The sequence below is a fragment of the Deltaproteobacteria bacterium genome (assembly GCA_016874735.1).
Classification (GTDB): Bacteria; Bdellovibrionota_B; Oligoflexia; order Oligoflexales; family CAIYRB01; genus CAIYRB01.
This window is the reverse complement of the sequence record VGTI01000003.1, coordinates 113,073-133,646: the sequence shown is the minus strand read 5'-3', so window position 1 is coordinate 133,646 and position 20,574 is coordinate 113,073. Positions and strand designations below refer to the sequence as shown.

The 20,574-nt window shown below is 49.5% G+C and carries 17 protein-coding genes; 7 read left to right on the top strand and 10 right to left on the bottom strand.

Annotated elements, in window-relative coordinates:
• Position 1 precedes the first annotated feature (1 nt).
• From FJ146_03340 to FJ146_03320, 5 genes are all read right to left on the bottom strand, one after another.
• A complete protein-coding gene (locus FJ146_03340) occupies positions 2 to 1,693 on the bottom strand; it encodes an AgmX/PglI C-terminal domain-containing protein (protein ID MBM4250980.1) in 1,692 nt (563 codons plus the stop codon).
• Entirely contained in the window at positions 1,690 to 2,031 is a 342-nt protein-coding gene (locus FJ146_03335) for a hypothetical protein (GenBank protein ID MBM4250979.1), read from the bottom strand. The genes FJ146_03340 and FJ146_03335 overlap by 4 nt, the downstream gene beginning before the upstream one ends.
• Positions 2,032 to 2,255: 224 nt before the next feature.
• Positions 2,256 to 2,783, bottom strand: a complete 528-nt coding sequence (locus FJ146_03330; protein ID MBM4250978.1) for a hypothetical protein — start codon at positions 2,781 to 2,783, stop codon at positions 2,256 to 2,258.
• Entirely contained in the window at positions 2,764 to 3,576 is an 813-nt protein-coding gene (locus tag FJ146_03325) for a MotA/TolQ/ExbB proton channel family protein (GenBank protein MBM4250977.1), read from the bottom strand. Before FJ146_03325 ends, FJ146_03330 begins: the two co-directional genes overlap by 20 nt.
• 80 nt (positions 3,577 to 3,656) lie before the next feature.
• Positions 3,657 to 5,264, bottom strand: coding sequence for an HD domain-containing protein (locus FJ146_03320; protein MBM4250976.1), 1,608 nt, complete (start codon positions 5,262 to 5,264; stop codon positions 3,657 to 3,659).
• A 132-nt stretch (positions 5,265 to 5,396) separates the two neighbouring features.
• On the opposite strand from FJ146_03320, the gene FJ146_03315 reads away from it, so the two are divergent.
• Both FJ146_03315 and FJ146_03310 read left to right on the top strand, forming a co-directional pair.
• Positions 5,397 to 5,825, top strand: coding sequence for a hypothetical protein (locus FJ146_03315; protein ID MBM4250975.1), 429 nt, complete (start codon positions 5,397 to 5,399; stop codon positions 5,823 to 5,825).
• 49 nt (positions 5,826 to 5,874) lie between these two features.
• Positions 5,875 to 6,438 (top strand): phosphatase PAP2 family protein, encoded by a 564-nt coding sequence (locus FJ146_03310; protein ID MBM4250974.1) that lies wholly within the window; start codon positions 5,875 to 5,877, stop codon positions 6,436 to 6,438.
• A gap of 36 nt (positions 6,439 to 6,474) precedes the next feature.
• On the opposite strand, the gene fadJ is transcribed toward FJ146_03310, so the two are convergent.
• From fadJ to FJ146_03295, 3 genes are all read right to left on the bottom strand, one after another.
• The gene (fadJ, locus tag FJ146_03305; protein MBM4250973.1) at positions 6,475 to 8,634 is read right to left on the bottom strand and encodes a fatty acid oxidation complex subunit alpha FadJ; all 2,160 of its coding nucleotides are present in this window, start codon (positions 8,632 to 8,634) and stop codon (positions 6,475 to 6,477) included.
• A gap of 21 nt (positions 8,635 to 8,655) precedes the next feature.
• Positions 8,656 to 9,972, bottom strand: coding sequence for a thiolase family protein (locus tag FJ146_03300; GenBank protein MBM4250972.1), 1,317 nt, complete (start codon positions 9,970 to 9,972; stop codon positions 8,656 to 8,658).
• A gap of 170 nt (positions 9,973 to 10,142) precedes the next feature.
• On the bottom strand, positions 10,143 to 10,544 hold the full coding sequence (locus tag FJ146_03295) for a PilZ domain-containing protein (protein ID MBM4250971.1): 402 nt from the start codon (positions 10,542 to 10,544) through the stop codon (positions 10,143 to 10,145).
• A gap of 104 nt (positions 10,545 to 10,648) precedes the next feature.
• Here FJ146_03295 and FJ146_03290 point away from each other — a divergent pair, with 104 nt between their 5' ends.
• Together FJ146_03290 and FJ146_03285 are read left to right on the top strand one after the other, a co-directional pair.
• The gene (locus tag FJ146_03290; GenBank protein MBM4250970.1) at positions 10,649 to 11,857 is read left to right on the top strand and encodes an FAD-dependent oxidoreductase; all 1,209 of its coding nucleotides are present in this window, start codon (positions 10,649 to 10,651) and stop codon (positions 11,855 to 11,857) included.
• A complete protein-coding gene (locus FJ146_03285) occupies positions 11,847 to 12,683 on the top strand; it encodes an endonuclease/exonuclease/phosphatase family protein (protein ID MBM4250969.1) in 837 nt (278 codons plus the stop codon). Before FJ146_03290 ends, FJ146_03285 begins: the two co-directional genes overlap by 11 nt.
• Positions 12,684 to 12,692: 9 nt before the next feature.
• Here FJ146_03285 and FJ146_03280 read toward each other — a convergent pair whose 3' ends face one another.
• Positions 12,693 to 14,645, bottom strand: coding sequence for an ABC-F family ATP-binding cassette domain-containing protein (locus FJ146_03280; GenBank protein ID MBM4250968.1), 1,953 nt, complete (start codon positions 14,643 to 14,645; stop codon positions 12,693 to 12,695).
• Between the two features lie 94 nt (positions 14,646 to 14,739).
• Here FJ146_03280 and FJ146_03275 point away from each other — a divergent pair, with 94 nt between their 5' ends.
• Genes FJ146_03275 through FJ146_03265 form a run of 3 tightly spaced genes read left to right on the top strand, consistent with a single transcriptional unit; the run spans position 14,740 to position 19,698 of the window.
• The gene (locus FJ146_03275) at positions 14,740 to 17,949 is read left to right on the top strand and encodes an isoleucine--tRNA ligase (protein ID MBM4250967.1); all 3,210 of its coding nucleotides are present in this window, start codon (positions 14,740 to 14,742) and stop codon (positions 17,947 to 17,949) included.
• Positions 17,916 to 19,031: a hypothetical protein gene (locus FJ146_03270; GenBank protein ID MBM4250966.1), complete on the top strand. Its 1,116-nt coding sequence runs from the start codon at positions 17,916 to 17,918 to the stop codon at positions 19,029 to 19,031. Before FJ146_03275 ends, FJ146_03270 begins: the two co-directional genes overlap by 34 nt.
• Positions 19,021 to 19,698, top strand: coding sequence for a hypothetical protein (locus tag FJ146_03265; protein MBM4250965.1), 678 nt, complete (start codon positions 19,021 to 19,023; stop codon positions 19,696 to 19,698). The genes FJ146_03270 and FJ146_03265 overlap by 11 nt, the downstream gene beginning before the upstream one ends.
• Here FJ146_03265 and FJ146_03260 read toward each other — a convergent pair.
• Positions 19,652 to 20,569, bottom strand: coding sequence for a hypothetical protein (locus tag FJ146_03260; GenBank protein ID MBM4250964.1), 918 nt, complete (start codon positions 20,567 to 20,569; stop codon positions 19,652 to 19,654). The genes FJ146_03265 and FJ146_03260 overlap by 47 nt on opposite strands.
• Positions 20,570 to 20,574: the final 5 nt, after the last annotated feature.

Genomic DNA, 20,574 nt, shown 5'->3' with positions numbered 1-20,574 from the left:
GCTATCCCTTAGTTGGGGCGAATTCAAATGGGTAACTAACCTCTACACTACCATTGCGAGGACGTGGAAAGCGCCAGGCGCCGATCTTTTTACGGATGCAATCTGTCATACGTGGGTCCTTGATACTAGTACTGATCAATGCAATATCCGAGATACCCCCACGAGAGTCGATCCGCCATCGCCATTCCATGGTCCCGGCAACTTGTTCGTTCCGGCGAAGGGCAAGCTCATAACATAATTGAAGTTCAAAGCGATTTTTTTGAATATGACCGACGATGAGACTGGGTTCAATCTCTCCAACGAGGGGCTCCTTGGTCGGTACCACCTTTGCCTTAACAACCTGATCCTGCTGGCCATATTCTGGGGCTTGCAGTTGGTTGAGTTTTTCATCTGCGATATACGGATCCGTAGCAGTCGCAAAAGATACAAATTGGACGCCATCAGGCATGCTAACCGGCTGATCAGCTTCTGCCGTGATATATTCCCCGGGCTCCATCACGTCCACTAGTGGCTTTTGTTTTCTTCTGGCGTTCACAGCGAACTGCTTCGCGTCACGGTATACTAATTCTTCTTCGCTAAGAATCTCGAATGGTTTAATTCTCCCTGTAGCCTCAGAGAGTGGGTCAACCGAGCTTACATTGCGATACTCCTCCCACGCATAGTCAGGGTCGTGAGGGAAAATCTGCTGCATTTTTCTTTTTGCAGCGAGATTGGCGTCAAAAGATAAGTGACCGACGGCGATCTTGTCCTGTATGCGGAGCATACTCGTTGTGACCGATTCCCCGATAACGGAGGGGATGCTGATGACGCTACTTCCATTTTTCATCAACTGAAGCTTATCTATTTCTAGTTGACGCCGCTTTTTGGCGGCCGCTATGGCCTGGCCGCTTTCCTGCAAAGCTTTATTCATACCCAGGGTTGTTGGCGGTAGAAGCTTCTCGTTTTCTATCGGCCAACCCATCATGCTGGAAGTTAAACTATTGTAATATTCCATGACCTGCCGAAGCATCGAACTTCGTCGTAAATTCTTTTGCAGGGCCTCAGGTGCATGGACCAGATTATTTGGTGATATAAAATGAAGTACATATTCATCATCAATTTCGGTCAGCTGCCGAGGTCTTTGCACTGGGCGATTCAACAAGCCTACAGATGCACTCCCAATAACAACCGCCGCCATCAGGGCTGCAATAGCTGAAATTTGCCATTCGAGTATGGTTGGCATCAAAAGTTTTAATAGGGATCCTCGGTACGCCGCGACAACCCAGTTTGAGTGGGTTTTGATTGGCTTACTCGCTGCTCCAATGCGGAGCATGATGCGTAAATCACCGTAACTTAGGCTGGCGAAGTCACCGTGGTGAAGACTGACTGGGGACTTTAACACCCTCCCTTTTTCAATGACAACCCCAGTGCCCATGCTAGTACAAAAACCCTGCCATTCAGGGTTCAAATCAAGAACAACTGTGCGTCGTTGCCATTGCGCGATGTCCAGCTTACCCTCAGGTAATGGGTAATACGGTAGCGAAAGTAGTCCTTCCTTCTCAGATGTAATTTGAATTTTGCCACTGCGCTTAATTGCGATTTCAGCAGATGTGATAGACGACCCGTTTTGCAACACCTCGATATGAAGTGCGCCTGTTTTGGTAGTGCGCGATTTAATTGAGCCTTGACCCCTATTTCTGGAAGATCGACTCATTGTGCTGCCCCATCGAGTTGATGATCCTCGGAGCGCGCTACCACGGGATTTAGGGTTTCGAACGCATAGTTGCTGATACCAGCCTGTGCTAGAGCATGGATGATGGGCTTAATGTGACTATACTTCAGAGTCTGGTCAGCAGCGATCACTACCCTTGTCTGTGAGCGCAACGCTCTTTGAACTAAAGCAGCAGTTTGAATTTCCTCGACCATCCTTCGGCGCAAATAAAAGATGAAATCTTTGAGTCCATCCATCGACCGCGAAGATGCGGACCATTTAAAAACCTTACGATCGTTTGTCGTGACAACCGTGTTTTTTTCGCGAGTAGTAACACTCATCCATACTGACGAGTCTCGACTCGGACTAGAAGGGTAACGGACCGGTTCAGCGGGATGCCCTAACCGCGGGTTTGTAGAAAATAGAATGTGCGCAGTCAAAATAAGTTGCAGTCCAAAGACTAACAGACACGGATATGGAAACCACCAAAGGGGTTGCTTTAGTCGCTGTGAAAGGGCGACATAACGGCTTGACCAGTGGTTGTGGGAGCCCAATTGTGAAGTCATCAACTCATTCCACTACTTAGAATCACGCGCCCAAATAAAGATGAGGATCGAAGTACTGCAACGACTTCGATAAGAATCGGCATTGGAATATCACCAGAAGGAATCATTACGAGAACTGGACTCAAAGGAATATTCGAGTTTTTAGATCGCCTTGAAACCCATAAACTCATCTCCTTCACTAGTTTCTGAATTTGCGGCAACCCATCTTTATGGGGGAGGGAATATTTGTTTTGAGAACTAGTGAAATCCACTGAAAAAGATGAAAGATCGCCGAAATAAAATGCTTCAGAAGTAAGAATGAGAGCGGCGGTGTTATTGGTAATATTATCGCGGTTGAATGCATCAAACTTATGAAACCTTGGGTCGGGAACATAGCTCTGAACTACAGGGATCTCTAAAGGTATGATGCCGTACCGTGCGGATAGTGTGACTACTCGCAGGCTGGCAGTTATTATTACGAACAAAGCGAAGAAACTGATGCCCAGCGCTCTAAAGAGCCACTGTTCGTCAGATGATCTCCTCTTCATCCTTGATGTCTTCGATAGAAGCGTCATCGAAGTTCTCTTCATTTTTGTTGGCTGGCGCTGCTACTTGCGTGGTATTTGATTTTTGTTCAATTGGTGCTTGAATCGAACTGGGACTATGAATGCCTCCACTGGCATCACCGGAATCCGGGATTGGGATATAGGAAACCGTATCACGTGGTGCCAACAGATTGAAAAGTACCGTCACGCCATGGTGCATCTCCTCGGTCAAGTTAAGAGCGATCCCCTTCAGAAAGTAATACCCAGCGAGCATCAGCATCCCGAACAGTAAGCCTAGGGCCGTCGGTGATAACGAGCTAGCTATGCCTTGAGCTATTGTCGCTTGTTTTTTGGCTGTATCGAGCACGTCGACTGACTGAAATGCTGTCCAAAGTGAGTCGATGGTTCCAAGTATGCCGATAAGCATGATTATCAGCGTTAAGGCTGGTAAAGCTCCTATCCTACGTTCAATTGCTGGAAGAAAGTCGAGGGCCTCTTCCTCAATTGCCCCTCTGACTCGCGTAGGATCGCTATCAGCCGCCTCTAACGCCTTACATGCTATTTTGGGTAGTGAAGTAGAGGAAGTGTTGCGACACAGACTAATTGCTCGATTTAAGTCTTCAGCGAGAACCATCTTGCGCAGGTTATTCAGGAACTTGCCAAAATTGATGTTGTAAACGCCTTGAATCATGATCACGCGCTCAAAGAAGATGACGAGAGCGATGAAGCCAATGATTAGCATTGAGAGGATGTAGCCGTTTCCGAGCTGGAAGCTGCGAGCGACCTCAGTCCACATGCGATAGCTCCTATTAGTTTTCTATATTGTAACTTATTCAGGCAGAATACCCAAAAAGTCACCATTTGAACGGGTGAAGACTACCTACGTTTGCTTTTAGGGGGAGTGGTGAGCCTCTCGGAGTGACTTGGGGTGTTGTTTTTTATTTTCTTACCGGAGGGATCACTGATGGCATTGCTCGCGGTGCTCGTTTTAAGGGTCAAGATACCGCTATCGTGGGCTCTGATCATGGCCTTTAGGATTTCAGGATCAAAGAGGTCTTTTTCCTCCTGAATTCGGGCTATTGCATCTGATTGATCCATGAAACCAGAATATGCCCGCCCCGAAACCATCGCATCAAAAGCATCTGCAATTCCGACAATTCTTCCAAAAAAAGGAATATCCTCTCCGATGAGCCCATCGGGGTATCCGGTACCGTCCCATTTTTCATGATGATGCCTCACGCCAGATATGAAGCGCTGGGCGTTTGGCATGTGGCTTACGATGTCCGAACCGATTTCTGGATGAAGTTTCATCTCCTCATATTCTTCTGCGCTTAACATGGAAGCCTTCTTGAGAATCGCGTCAGGAATGCCAATTTTGCCAATATCATGGCATAGGGCGCTTATTAGAAGCAGCCGTTTGATTTCGCGATTCAGCTTTAACTCATCGGCAATCGCCATCGAGTAGCGGCTTACGCGCTCAGAGTGCCCGTGAGTATAGGTGTCTTTGGCCTCAATGGAGGCGACCATTGTCTCAATCATCCCTACCATCCACGCGTCCAATTCTCTTCGTAGTAGGAGATTTTCAAATGAAGGCGCACAACGACTAATTAGTGCCTGTGCGAGTTCTATTTCCCTCATTAAGACGTGATTGTCACTTCTACTGGCCGCTTCTATGTGAATGAGACATATAGGATCGTCATGGTGAACCATTGGTAAAACAATTTGCTGGCACACCGACGTCTGCCGATCAGTTGCCGCGTCAAGAGGAACGATGATGCCCTGTTTTCTGGCGATAACATCATCGAAAGCTCTTTGGCTGAGTAAAAAAGACTCCTTTTTACGCTTGGACTGTTTAGCTGCAATCGGTATGAGTTGGCGGCTTGCTGGGCTCCACATAAACAGCGCCATTTTTGTGGCCGATGGCATGATCTTAGAGATAGATTTAAGTAATGCTTTACTGGCTTCCTCAAAGTGATTGATCACCAATATGTTGCTGTACAAATCATAAATTTCTTTTATAGCTATAGCGTCGGAAGTTGATTGGTTAATGACGGCGAGTTGATTCAGCCGTTGAGGCATGAACTTTTTATTGGACTCAGCCTTGCCAATTTCAATTGGCCCCTTTATTCCAAGGTCTTCCGCTACAATCATGTCAAACGCGACGATAGCGCTGGTCAATTGAATGTGTGGTTCCGAAGTTACAAATTGGAACTCCGTAGAACCAGCGAGAAGCTTATCGTTGTTCTGGAGGATGGAGTTTAGCACCCGGTCACCGTTGATGTAAGTACCGTTTCGTGACTCGAGATCTTCACAGATATAAAGCCGACCGCGACGTTTGATCCGCAGGTGAAACCGGGATACTTCACTGTCGTCGATGACGATTGTATTCGTGGAGTCCCGTCCGATGGTGACGGGGAACTGAGCCAGAGCAATTCGTTTGCCAGCTTCAGGTCCACGCTCGACGATCAAGACGGCACTTTGCATGTTCTACCTTGCTACCTAAAAAGCGCCTAGCCGCGCTAGCGGTCTATCGGACAATTTTAGCCACCCCTTAAGTTTTGATAGGAACCAACCGACAACTAGACAAAGCGGCATCGCTTCCCGGTTGGGGGTTCCATGAAAGCGCGATTACTAGTCGTAACCTTTGGTCTTTTTGTCGTGATCGCTTCAGTCGGTCAGTGTCTCTATTGGGTTACAACAAGGACCAAGAGCGAAACCCCTCGGTCCATGGACCTTGCCCAACTCAAGGGCCAGAGTGTCACGAGCAATCAGAGGAGCTACCGGCTTCTGAGTCCAACTAAGAAGAACCCCCCAATGGCATCTGGGGAGGTTGTTAAGGCAAAGCCAGAATTCACTGCTCCAAGCAAAATTGAAAAAGTCGCAAGACCACCGTTAATATTCAAGAAAGTTAGGGTTATGGGACGTCTGGCAAGTCCGAGGCTTGATTTTGCCCAGGGGTCATTGCCTGTCGAGCGCGTAGACGAGCCGCTAAGGCAGGAATTCTTCCAAAAGGTGTTCTCACCGGTCGGAGATTACTCTTTCTAGCTGGCCTAGCTGTCGGTATGCTTGAGTACACTATGCTTGGGAGCCATTAATGTGGCGAGTCGCTCTGGCTTTCGACGAAAGCCTATTCCGTTTTATCAACATTGGTTGGGCCTCGCCTGCGCTCGACCGAATCATGTCCGTTGTCTCGGATAAGTATCTCTGGCTAGTGATAGGTGTCCTAGCTGCTATCGCCTTGTTTCTCAAGTTTAAGAGTCGGATGAATACAGTGCTGCTGGTATTGTTGATAGCGCTAGCTTTAACAGACTCGATAACCTATCAGATATTGAAACCAGCTTTCAGCCGCATGCGTCCGTGTAAGCAATTGACGGAAATTCATCTAGTCCCCGAGTATTGTGGCGGTGACTATGGATTCCCATCAAATCATGCCGCTAATGGAATGGCCGTCACTACCGTTTTGACTTTCATGTTGTCGAGGTCGACTGCTGCAATAGCACTCGGTTTAACATTGCTTGTCGGACTTAGCCGGGTGTACCTGGGAGTCCATTTTCCCGGAGATGTGGTCGGCGGGTATTTGGTTGGTGCATTGGTGGCGACAGTTGTCGTTTTTGTCTTCCAAATCCTACAAAAAAAACGGCGGCAGGCAGTAATTTGACGGCCTACCCCCCTTATGTGAGTCATCCGAGTTTGCTTAAGCTTCTTCTGGGAAAAACCGCTGGCCGGCTGAAGCCTGCTTGATCAACAGCTCAGCGGGTTTAAAGCGCGCACCATGACGATCTTCAAGCTTCCTAAGTCGCTTGATTAAAGTGTCGGCACCAATATGATCTGCAAACTTAAAAGGCCCTCCCCAGAAAGGAGGAAATCCCAGTCCAAATACCGCGCCTACGTCCCCGTCGTAAGGACTTGTTAGGATACCGTCCTCTAAACATCGAATAGACTCGTTAACGAAGACGAGTAGACAGCGCTCTACAATGTCATCAGCGCTCATTTTTTCTGAATTAGCTGGGGGCGGGATTAGCTCCAGAACCGTATGATCTGGCTCTTTTTTCTTCCCGTTCTCATAAATATAAAAGCCTTTGTTGTTTTTACGTCCTAGTCGGCCACTATCGGCAATAGCTGTGAGTGATTTAGGAGCAATAAGGCGACTGGGAAATGCCCCAGAGATTGTTTCCAACACATGAGTGCCGACATCGATGCCAACCTCATCAATGAGCGCGATGGGCCCAACTGGAAATCCAAACTTGATCATTGCCGTATCGATAGCTTCTATTGAGGCTCCCTCCTCTAACATGAGGCAACCCTCATTTAGTAAGAAGGATAAAGTCCTAGTGGTGTAGAACCCGGGTCCATCTTTGACGATAATGACTTGTTTTCCCATCTCTTGGCCAAGTTCAGCCGTTCGAGCGATAACCCAATCAGCGGTCTTATCTGTGACCACTACCTCAAGTAACGGCATTTTTTCGACCGGAGAAAAGAAATGCATACCAATGACTCGGTCTGGACGCTTGGATTCCGCTGCGATTTTTGCGATGGGAAGAGCTGAGGTATTACTAGCAAAGATGAAGTTATCTCCGGCTGATTCCTCAACTTGTTTAAGTAATTTTTGCTTTAAGCGAAGATCCTCGAAAACGGCCTCGATGATTATGTCGTTAGTCTTAAATCCTACAGGAGACACATCTGGGGATAAGTGACCAAGTTTCTGGCCGACCTCAAATGATTTTAATCGACGACGATCGGCCTTTTTTTGGAAATAGTCGCGGGCATGTTTAAGTGCTCTACCGACCGCATCTTTATTAGGGTCCGAAAGGTTAACGCGGATTCCTCTTTCGATGGCCACCGTGGCAATGCCAGCCCCCATGAAGCCTGCGCCCATCACTCCTAAACTTCGGACCTGACTTTCCCCAAAGCGCTCACGACCAGCGTCCTTATAGCGATGTTTTTTAAGCGAAGTAGTTGCATGAAATAGATGCACTAAACTCTGACTCTCTCGCGTTAAAACTAACTGACCAAAAAGGTCTGCTTCGAGTTCGAGGCCCTCGGCGAGTGAAAGCTCAAATCCGTCAAATACAGCCTCGAGTGCCTTGAACGAAGCAGGGTAGTGTCCATGCGTTTTGCTTTGGACCATTTCCTTGGCTTTTTTATAGATCAACTTGCGTCCTAGTAAGTTGCCTTCGGTCGCCCACTTAGGTAGATCGCTCGCCAAAGAGCCTGGTTTAAGTTGTGGCAGGTTGTTTTGTGTATCGCGCGGCTTTACCGCATATTTTATAGCTACTTCCCGTAGTATCTGGCTGGGTACTGCCGCATCGACAAGACCCATTTTTTCTGCCTTTTTTCCGGCAACTCTTTTGCCTGTCAGGATCATATCCAGTGCCGCCTGGATCCCAATCAAACGTGGCAATCTTTGCGTACCACCCCCACCAGGGATCAAACCCAGCTGAATTTCTGGAAGTGCCAACTTAGTCCGAGGGTCAGTAGTAGCGATACGCCAGTCACATGCAAGTGCAAGTTCTAATCCTCCACCCAGCGCCTGACCATGAATTGCTGCCACCGTTGGAACCTTGAGATCAGCCATTTTTTGGAGGATGGCCTGCATCTGCCGGGATGCCTCAGCCGCAAGTTCAGATGACTCCAAGCCGCTTATTTCAGTTATATCGGCGCCAACGATGAAGTCCTTTTTGCCACTCGTTATAACCACGCCGGCTAAGGAAGCGTCTTTTTCAAGCTTCTCCAAGACATCGTTGAAATCTCGAAGGACTTGCTCTGAAAGAACGTTTACATCTTTACCCTTGGTGTCGAGTACGACTACTGCGACGTTACCGACTTCTCGCTCAATTTGCCAAAAATCGCTCATGATGTAAGTCTCCTTCAGTAGTCAAATACGCTCAATCAACATGGCACCAGACATCCCGCCGGCGGCACAAATGGCAATGAGACCAAGATTCTTGTCACTGCGGATCAGTTCATTTGAGAGTGTGGTGACAAGTCGCGATCCCGTCGCGCCAAATGGATGACCAATGGCGATGGCCCCCCCATTGACATTGACTCGATCCATGGGAAACGGCCCAAGAGGTTTCGTGCCAAAGTGTTTCTCCATAAATGCCGCTGATTCTATCGATCTCGTGCAACTGAGAACTTGAGCAGCAAAAGCCTCATGAATTTCAAATCGATCTATGTCACTCAGAGTGAGGCCGTTCTTCTTTAGTATCAAGGGTATCGATATTGCGGGCCCGATGAGCAACTGCTCGTAGGGATCGACACCGACAAATACGACGTCTTTGATCCGAGCTTTTGCTTTGAGCCCAAGGCTTTTCGCCCTTCCTTCATCTGCAACGAGGGTAACCGCCGCACCATCGGTGAGTGGAGAGGCGTTTCCAGCGGTGATGGTGCCATAGCGTTTGTCAAAGGCCGGTTTCAGACCCTTTAAGGCCTCAACAGAGGTGTCGGCACGCACCATGTTGTCTTTATCTATACAGGCGCTGTACTTAGGGGCAGGCCATGTGGGCAGTACTTCGTTAGTGAAGTGACCTATTTCTTGCGCCAAGGCGGCTTTTTTATGCGACTCGACGGCGAAGGCGTCTTGGTCTTCTTTGCTAATAAAATTTATTTTCGCCATCATTTCTGCATGTTCACCCATTGTGAACCCGGTCAGTGGTTCAGACAAACTGGGTGGCTTGGGTAACCAAGCTTTAGCGCTGAAGTTTCTTAAAAGGTTGATTTTGGATGCCGATGTCCGCGCTTTGTTGAGTGCGACCAAGAACTTGCGAGCTTCGCGTGAGTAAACAATTGGGACATCGCTCAGACATTCAACTCCACCCGCTAAGATTAGACCTGGATTACCAAATGCAATATTCCGGGCGGCATCAGCGATGGTCTGAAGACTACTAGTGCAGGCTCGATTTAGGGTGACGCCATGAATGTGAGCTGGAAGTCCGAGATTTAGTATGGCGTCTCGTGCCACATTAGCGTTTTTAGTTTGCGGGACAACCACGCCACACGAGACCTCATCAAGCTCCTCAGGGTCTAACTCAAGGCGACGAACGACTCCATCCACTACGCGGCTGAAAAGTTCTAAGGCATCACAATCTTCAAAAACTCCGAATGACTTGACAAAAGCTGTACGAACACCATCGACGATTACCGGCTTGCCGTTACCTTTGGGAAGGCTGCGGCGGTATTTGGTCACGGTCATGAGTCTTTCTCCCACTTCGACGCGAAGTTGACTGCGCTGGCAAATAAATGCTCACCATTGATGGCAGCAATATTGTGCCATCAATGGTGCCATTCTTGCTAATATAAAAGCCAAAAATTTAGTTGGGCGCTGGGTGAATGGCAGCGTTTGATTAAATTTTAAGCATGTGTTTATGCCGTGGGACTGCGACGCTGTCTTAATGTCTCAACCACTTGATCAATGATCAGGCGCTCGGTTTTGCTGAGCCCTGTGAAAACCCCACCAACGCGGAATCGCTCAGAATCAAACCAGCGACACTCACCGCGACACATGAGCCTAGCTGGAGCGTATATGCCAAGTGGAGCAAGTGGTATATGAAGCCAGAATAGCTCCCCTGCGCCGACTTTTTTGTCGCCTGTTAGTTCAATCTTGAAGCCGCCAAGGCTAATGTCAAGAAGCACGGCACTATGAATACCAAGCGGTAAGAATTTGAATTTTCGGAATTCGACCAAGGCATGTGATGTGTAGCGATTTTCGCGACTGACTATCTTTGCGTTGGCATCCGTCGGTTTACTCAATGGGGGCCTCGACAGAAGTTCTCAGTGTGGACTTTGAGTGGATTCACCAATAAATTATAGTACGTCCCTTGTCGTTGCGTCCACGCATAATTAAGCTTCAATTGAGTGGAGCTCGATACATGGCAGATGCCGTTGAACTACCACAGCGCGTACGCGCACTGATTCTAGGTGCTGGCATACATGGCACTGCTGTTGCCCATGATCTAGCAACTCGTGGCTGGCGTGACGTTCACATCATAGAGCAACATCACATACACAAGAAAGCATCTAGCAGTAGCCCCGTTTTTATTCATGACGGTTTTAGATTTTTGCAAAAAATCATCGAATTCGACGGAATTTCAGACGATCTACAAGAATGTCAATTGTTGATGGGGCTAATGTCGGGTCTGATTCAAGCAATGGAGTTTTTAATTCCGATTGGTAGCGAAGATATACGGCAAAGAGTCTGGTCGAAACTGAGTTTGCTCCTATACGAGGCAGCTGCCGGACGTCACCGGTTAGCTAAACATAGGTGCATTAAATTGTCGGAGTTGGCTATCAAGGTGCCTCATCTAAAGCGCGATCAATTGCTCGGCGCGCATTCGTTGTGGAGCTGTCTTGTAGATGAGGAGTCTCTGGTCAAAGCCGTGCTGCAATCGGCAATGAGTTTAGGTGTTACCGTATCCGATTTGACTGAGGTAGAGCGCATTGAAGCGTCTGCCGATGGGTGGATCGCGACGATCAGATCACCAAACGGGGCGGCAAAGCGACTGAGCGCGTTGTATGTGGTCAATTGTCTGGGCGCCCGAGCAAATCAGCTGCTTGATTCCAGCGGCATAGCTCCGACACATCGGGGGCTGAACCTGAAGACGACTCAAATATTACTGCCGAATTTGGGTCTTAACTCTGGCCTTTATTTGCCGATTTCCAAAATGGAGCGCCGCGGATTATCTGTTTTCCCATGGGAAGGGCAGACGGCCTTACTCTCACCGGTGGACTTCTATGCCGGAGACCCCGGGTATGCAAGACCAACTGAAGTTGAGGTCGATCAATTAATTAGCCAACTAAACCAATACCTCAGGGTGCAAGTTAGGCGTAAGGATATTTTGAGTGTAAGGACTCGCCTCAACTGGGCCACGGTACATGGGGGGGCTGATTTGAGCAGCTCGAGTTTGGTCGGAGAAAGAGCCAGCGGACGTGGGCTTCTTCTTACCGTATATGATGGACAGATCGTGACATTTAGAGCTCTAGCCCGCGAGGTTGCAGATCGCATATGTACCCACTTTGGCGAGTTTCGCCCGTCGGGCACTCACAGTAAGGCTCATTGGGTGACGCATAATGACGCCTAAAGCTAATGTTTCAAAACAGAAACCACGCCGCTCCTTTCGAGCCGTCATAGATAGTCTGAGACAGGTGTGGACTATCGAGCGCGTCCCCGATCATGAGGCAATTTGGAGACTTGGGCAACCTGCCCTTGCGGCATTGGCGCCAGAGCGCTTCAGAATCTCCATTTGGAATCTTTGCAAAGGGGCTGGGGGCTTGATGTTTGAACATGATTACAGATTGCTGTGTTACTGTTCAGACATATTGATGACGCAGGAAGCACTTCTATCGAGGCATGCCATGAGCATGTTCTGCGCAACAGGTTTTGAATCCGTGCATGCCGCCTCGTATAGGCGACGGGATGGACTTCGTGACGGTGTCATGACAGTGGCAAGAGTACCTACCTGCGATGAGCCTCAGAGGATCATTTGCAAATACCCGGAGCCTATTTTTAAAACACCGAAGGCTGCGCTCATCAAAAAGTATCCGATTGCGGGGATGGATGAGAGCCTTTTGGTGATAAACATTCACGCAACTCTGGTGCGACGCAAACGAGCTGCCATCGAGGAAATGCAGCATCTTCTGGAGCGACTGCCAACTCATCGAGGTCCCATGATACTTGCCGGTGATTTTAATACCTTCACCCCGGGTTATCTGCGAGCAGTCGCAGATGTCCTGAGTCAGATTGGTTTAAATTATGTGCCAATACCCAATGACCCCAGACCAACCACACAAGCTCTTGATCAGCTCTTTTGCCGAGGCCTCGAGGTACGCAGTATTAGGGTCGACACCAGTTTCCGCAATTCGGATCATTTTCCAATTCTCGCCGAAATGAAGGTGCTTGGTAGCTGACAGTACACCTCAAGTGCGGCCCTGAGCGCTTAATTTGGTTACGGTGTCCTCAAGTGATTCGGCCGTTTGGAGCCAGTCGAGTTCCAGTCCCTCTAGCTTTTCTTGGAGGCCTTGCTGCTCTTTGTGTAGTTCTGCCGCTTTTGCAAAATCAGAACTCTCACTACTCATGGCACTCTCCAGCTGTTGGATCTTTGTCCTCAATTCGACGATTTGGGAGTCCAATTTAGCTAGTTGGCTTTCTAATTTTTGGCGGTTTCTTTTTAGTTCTTTTATTTGCTCGTATTGGTTGCTGCTGTCAGAAACTTTGTTGGAGGTACTAGCATCGCCTTTTTTGGCTTCGTCAACTTTTAGTACATTTGGAAACCCAGCAATCTCCGCCAAGCGCTGGTAGTCAGCCAACTTGCCCGGGAAAAGCATGGAACGGCCGTCCGGAAGCATAGCGAACACATGTGTGCATACGTTGTCGATAAATTCTCTGTCGTGGCTGACAAAGATAACAGTGCCTTCGTAATCGGCTAGGCCTGCGGCTAATGTCTCGACACTGGCCATGTCTAAGTGGTTGGTTGGCTCATCTAGTAGCAGAAGGCCGGACTTTTGGGCTAAGACGCAAGCGAGACCAACGCGGCTCTTCTCGCCACCGGAAAGCACCTTGACCTTTTTAAACACAGCATCGCCGGTAAAGAGAAATGCACCTAATAGGCTACGGGCGTCCTTTTCCCCAATATTACCGTAAGCGATGAGATTCTCTAGTACGGATGCATCGCCACGCAAAGTTTCCGTTTGTTCCTGTGCAAAATAGCCGCGTGTAACACCTTCTCCTAGTGCAAACTCTCCATCAAGCGGCTGCAAGCGGCCTGCGATGGTACGCAACAAAGTGGATTTGCCGATTCCGTTTGCACCAATAATGGCAATTTTGGACCCTTTTTCCACCTCAAGGTCGATGTCTACCGCTAAGGGGGCATTGTAACCGATAGCCCCACGAGTAATTTTGAAGACTATTCTTGGAGTTTTGCCCGGAGCAGGAATCGAAAAATGCACACTTGCTTCGTCACCCTCTGTAGGGAGGGTGTCCTCGAGCTCGCGTATTCTGGCGATCATTTTCACGCGGGATTGGGCCTGGGCGGCTTTGGTGGCTTTGGCTCCAAAACGCTCAACAAAGTGCTCCATTTGCTCACGTCGGCGTCGTAGCTGATCCCTTTCGGCTTGTTGCTGCATGAGGCGTTCTTCTCTGGCGGTTAGGAAAGCGTCGAAGTTGCCCCGGTACGGAGTGAGCTGGCCACCAGACAGATGTAATGTCATCGTTGCCAATCGATTTAAAAGCGAGCGATCATGGGACACGAAAAGTACCGTACCGGCGAAACTACGCAAATAGCTCTCAACCCAGACCAGGCTGGGGAGATCCAGGTGGTTTGTAGGTTCGTCGAGGATCAAGAAGTCTGGCTGGCGCAGGAATAGGCGAGCTAGCTCCAACCGCATGCGCCACCCCCCTGATAGAGACCTAGGGTCTTTGACTAATTCCGATTGTTGGAACCCGAGTCCAGCAAGTATCCCTGTGGCTCTGGACTCAAGGCTGTAGCCTCCCTCCAAGCGGAAAGCGGCCTCCGCTTTTTCGTAGGCACCGATAGCATACGCGTCATTTGTGGCATTCATGGTGGCAAGGGCCTGTTCCATCGTGTCGCGTAATGCGGTCAGTTTGGTCGACCCGGCCATGCATTCCTCTTTTACAGAGGTCGCCGGGGAGGCGTTTGGCTCCTGAGGCAGGTAGCCTAAAGTTGTCCCGGATGCGAGCACAATCCGCCCATCATCGGCGGACTCTAAGCCGCAGATAATATTGAGTAGAGTGGTCTTTCCGGCGCCATTCGCCCCGACAAGAGCGATGCGCTCACCGGCGGGGAAGTGAAAGGTTGCATCAGCAAATAACACCTTGGAGCCAAAAGATTTCTGTAAATTATCAATGCGCATTGGTAGCCAATTTAGCCGGTTATGGGGTATGTCTCCAGTTCCTCTATACGGTGAGTTACTCCCACCTTAACAGTCATTAGTCGAGGTTAAAGAGATGAAAGCGGTCACGTCCGACGTGAACTTTCCGCAGATGGAAACAGAGTTGCTGGCGGAATGGCAAGAGCGCAACACATTTGCGGAGTCCATGAGTCAAAGACGTGGTTCTAAAGAATTTACGTTCTATGACGGGCCCCCATTTGCCAACGGACTTCCTCATTACGGACACCTGTTGGCAAATACGATCAAGGACACGGTACCAAGGTACTGGACGATGCGGGGGTACTACGTTGATCGCCGCTTTGGCTGGGATTGTCACGGGGTACCCGTGGAGTACGAAATTGAGAAGCGAGACAATCTCAAAGGTCGTGCCGACATACTTGCGATGGGGGTGGACAAGTTCAATGAAGCTTGTCGTGCCTCGGTCCAGGCTTACACGGTGGAGTGGGAAAGGACCATCACGCGGCTAGGTCGCTGGGTAGACTGGCAGAATCAATACCGCACCATGGATAAAAGTTTCATGGAGTCGGTCTGGTGGGTTCTTTCTGAGCTATACAAGCGAGGTCTCGTTTACCGAGATTTTAAAGTAGTGCCCTATTCACCTAGAATCACGGCAGTACTTTCGAATTTTGAAGCAAACCAAAACTACAAGGATGTGCAAGATCCAGCCATCACGGTCAAGTTTAAGCTGAAGGACGAGGATGCCTTTATTCTTGCCTGGACGACGACACCGTGGACGCTGATCTCAAACTTAGCGCTTTGCGTTGGTTCGAAGATCCAATACGTCAAGGTTCGCGACCATGAGTCAGGGGAGCACTACTACCTTGCCGAGGCCCGGCTTGCATCTCTCTATAAGAAAGGCGGCAAGGACGCTGGAGCACAACCATTCGACGTTGTTGCTCACATCTCTGCCAGCCAGTTGGCGGGCAAGCACTACGAGCCATTGTTTCCGTACTTTAAAGAACATCCCGGGGCGTTCCGGATCCTGGTTGATGATTATGTAACAACCGATGATGGTACGGGGGTAGTGCATCAGGCTCCGGCGTATGGTGAGGACGACTTCCGCGTATGTAGAGCCCATGGAATTACCCTTGTTGACCCTGTTGACGAGGAAGGTAGATTCAAGTCCGAGATCGCAGACTATGCGGGCAGTTTCGTCAAAGATGCTGACAAAGAAATCATCCGGCGGTTAAGGGACTCGAAGCAACTATTACGCAATGAGCAGCTGCTGCATAGCTACCCCTTCTGTGAGAGGACTGATACACCGCTCATCTACAAGGCAATTCAGACTTGGTATGTGGCAGTCGAAAAGATTAAAGATCGCCTGATTGCAAACAACCAGCGCATCAACTGGGTGCCCGAACACTTACGTGATGGGCGTATGGGCAAATGGCTAGAGAACGCGCGTGACTGGGCGATCAGTCGGAATCGTTTCTGGGGTACCCCTATACCAATTTGGATTTGTAGTGAGCACTCAGACCATATGGAAGTCATGAGTAGCGTTGCGGATCTCGAGGCACGAACAAAGACTAAAGTTGACGATCTGCACATACACCACATTGATCGGCTGACTTTCGCCTGTCAAAAGTGCGCCGGTCAAATGCGCCGTATCCCCGAAGTGTTTGATTGTTGGTTTGAGTCAGGATCAATGCCTTATGCTCAGATTCATTACCCTTTTGAACACAAAGATCGGTTTCACCAACGATTCCCGGCTGACTTCATTGCCGAGGGTCTCGATCAGACGCGAGGCTGGTTTTACACCCTAAGTGTGTTGTCGACCGCTTTGTTCAATGAGCCCGCGTTTAAGAATGTTGTCGTAAACGGCATGGTACTGGCCGAAGACGGCAAAAAGATGTCGAAGCGTCTAAAGAACTATACCCCTCCAGAGACTCTGCTCGGCAGGTTTGGGGCTGATAGTGTCCGCTTGTTCATGCTCAACTCTGCGGTCCTAAAAGCGGGGGACCTCTGCTTTTCCGATCAGGGCGTGCGTGACACGACAAGAGCTGTACTGCTGCCATTATGGAACGCTCACAGCTTCCTAACGACTTACGCAGTAGCAGATCATTGGCAGCCTTCCAAAGAACTGGCATCGGGTGTGGTGCCAGCCGTAGACAGTGAGATCGACCGATGGATCATCTCGCGCTTCCATACTTTGTGTCAGCGCGTTCACGAACAAATGCATCATTATCGATTGTACAATGTTGTGCCACAAGTACTTGATTTTATTGAGGACTTGACCAACTGGTATATTCGACTCAGTCGCAAAAGGTTTTGGGGCACCGACGACGAGTCGACCACGGCTACCAATGTATCGGCAGCTGATACTGAGCAGGCGTATCAAACCCTCTATTATGTACTACTTGGTTTCTCCAAGGTATTTGCACCATTCGCGCCCTTCATCGCGGATCGCATCTATAAGAACTTGACTGCCGGATTCGAAGCCTTACCAGAATCCGTTCACCTGTGTGACATCCCACTTGGTGATAAAGAGCTCATTGATCGTGAACTCGAGGGGCGCATGGACCTTCTGCGTCGCGCCAGCAATTTAGGGCGTAGCCTGCGGGCTAAACACCAGATCAAGACCCGTCAGGTGCTTCCCTCGATGTTAGTGATCACCCGCAAATCTGCTGACCGTGACGCGATTGAGCGGGGAGCGGAGCTTTTGCGCGGCGAGTTGAATATCAAGGAGGTGCTGTTCTCCACGGATGAAGCTAATTTTGTTCTTCTATCACTGAAGCCCAATCTAAAAACTCTGGGTCCGAGGATTGGCAAAGAGTTAAACGCCATGCGACAGCATCTTGAGCAGCTCAATAAAGAGCCCCAGCGGGTAGTAGAGTTGCTTACTCACCTTGAAGAACAAGGGAGCGTCAAGGTCCTCGGCCACGACTTGACCGAGGCAGATTTCCTGATCGATCGTGGGCCCAAAGACGGGCGATTGATTGCAACCGAACATGGCGTGACGGTTTTGCTTGATACTAAGCTAACCCCCGAGCTTGTGCAGGAGGGATTGGCGCGTGAGCTTATCAATCGCATTCAGAGACTTAGGAAAGACTCTGGGCTGCAGGTCTCAGATAGAATTGTTCTAAGAATTGCAGCAGAGTTGACGTTGGCCGCCGCCGCGAGGGCCTTTGCGGAGTATATTAAGCGGGAAACTCTCGCCACTGAGCTCGAGGTTTCAACCTGTGAAAAAAGGGAGTCGACTGAGACTGCGGTAGTCGAGATCGATGGTAGTAGCTGCTCGCTGGTTTTGGCGGTGGCCAGAAGTTGAATCCATCGGTTCAGTATCTCGGCATTAATCTCGGGAGTAGGGTAATAGCCATCTCATTGGCGATCGTACTCTGCTCGGGGTGCTATGTTTCCCGGCAAGCTTGGCACCAAGGCCGATTGCTGAGTTCCAGTAGACCGATTGAGGAAGTGTTGAGGGACCAAGCAACTCCGGTCGAGACCCGCAATAAGTTGCAAAAGGTTAAGAGTATTTTGGCATACGCCGGGCGTGAGCGTCTGCATGTAGATGGTGCCTACGATCACTACATACAGACTCAGCAGCCAGTCGTGTCCTATTTGGTACAGGCGGCGGAACCCACCAAACTTGAGCTCGTTACGTGGTGGTTTCCCATCGTGGGTCGAGTCCCATATCTCGGCTACTATGACAAAGGTGAGCGGGATGCCGAGGCGGAGCGTTTGGCCTCCCGAGGTCTTGATGTTGCACTTGGCGGCGCGGGAGCTTTTTCTAGTTTGGGTTGGTTCGATGACCCGATCTTCAGCAGCATGCTGCAGCGTCGGGACGCTGAATTGGCGCATTTATTTTTCCATGAGCTAACTCATAGAACACTCTGGGTGCCGCATGCGGCCGCCTTTAATGAGAACCTTGCGGAATATGTAGCAGTGGTTTTGACACGTCAATATCTTCAAGATCAAGGCGATCAGTCTGCATTAATTGCATATGACCTCAGACGGCAGGACAAAGAGCTGTTTTCAGCCTGGTTGGAGGCGCTTAGGCGTGAACTCCAAACTCTTTACGATAACGCATCGATGCCCGTGGAGCAGATTTTGAGGCGGAAAGCTGAAATTCTGAGTGACTTCCAAAAAACACCCTTGAAGCCAAACTTCAAACAGGTGGATTTGGTTGGCTCGGAGATTTGGAACAATGCCTCTATCATGAGTGCATCGCTCTACAATCCCGACTTTCAGTCGTTCGATCGTTTGCGCAAATGCATGGGGGGTCCGTCAATGCGTGATTTCCTAGACATGATCGGTAAGCAGCTCAAGGACTTCGAGGGTGACCCCATGTCAGGGGCGCTGACTCTTTGTACCAATCAGTCGATCAAGGAGCGTGCAATTGTGGATTGACGATGAAATTTTGCGTCGCTGCGACGAAGATCTAGCGCTTCACTGTTGGGTGCCTACCGACTCTATGGTGGTGTTGGGGGCAAGTAATGCTGCTGAGGTAGAGGTAGACACCCCGAATTGCGCTTTGGACGGAGTTCCCGTTCTGAAGCGATATGGCGGTGGTGGCACTGTAGTTTTGCATCCAGGATGTGCGGTCGTGAGCCTTGGATGTTGGGTAAAGCAGCCCTTCCAAAATAAGTTTTATTTTGAGCTCGTTAATAGGGCTCTCATTGCGGCACTGGGCTCAGGTTGGCCGGAGCTTAACGCTTTGGGGCAGAGTGGCCTCAGTGACATTGTGCACGGGGATCTTAAGGTTGCCGGTACATCGCTGTTTCGGAGTCGTAACTATTTGCTTTATCAGGCATCTATCCTTGTTGATTGTCAGGTTGACGTCATCGACAAGTATTTGAAGCATCCAAGCAGAGAGCCTGAATACCGCCGAGGTCGAAGCCACAGCAGCTTTTTGACGGGACTCAATGAAATTGTTGGAGGCATCATATCTGGTCCTTTGTGCGCAGAGCACCTTTCCCAAACCTTGCCCCAACAACTAAAGCAACTGCTAGACGCGGAGTTGGTCAGTACTATACCTGAGCAATGGTCCGGCCTTCATCGTCGCGCCGGACTATAAAGTACAGTGAAGTTGTTAATGCTGGAATCAAGCTAAGCCAGGTCATACTAAGGATTGGCTCAAAGAATGAGACAACTAGGTATATGACGGATAACCCGGAGCCACCTACTCTTAGATCCCAGAGGCCGCGTGATAATCCAACGACCTCGTCAAGTCCGAGAATGAGCTCTGCCAAGAGTCCCGTTGCAGCCATGGTGCCGTAAAGGAACGCCCCGATACTCATTATGTTGAAGATCACTGACCAACCCGACAGGCGGGTACCGCGGATGTAACGAATCAACAAGGCCGACCTAAGTGCATGACCAATGCCTTTTTCTTCACACATCAAGATGGTCGGGATCATCAGCCCCAACACGCCAATGAGCAAAGCAGGTACAATCATCACTTGTCCGGCCAACAAAACAAAAAAGCACAGCAAAAACAAAATGATAGAGGTTTGTATGGAGCGCCGCAACCCTTTCAACCATGCCGCAAATGCGCCGCGAGGTGGTTGGTTGCGGAGGTAGTCCACTTGGGTTTGAATTATCCCTAAGTAACTGGAAAGACCAATTAAACTTGTACTCAATGCAAGTAGCCCAAGCCGCCAAAAATAGTGGGCAGCAGGACCAAGAAGTTCACCGAGTATAAGTGGACTTCCCGAAGCCCCCCATTTCGAGGTAAACAACGCGCGGAGCTCGTCCACAACAGGAAGACTGGTGAGGTCAAGCCAAAGGTTGAGAGACAATTGAGGGACGATCAAGCCGATCCACAGTAGCAGATTAGATTGTCGCCAAGTGCCTTTGATACTAGTGATAGCCAGCCGCCAAACATCGCCCGAAAGCAAAATGCGACGATCTGTCCGACTGTCTGAGATTGAAATTCGTGAGTCCAAGGTGT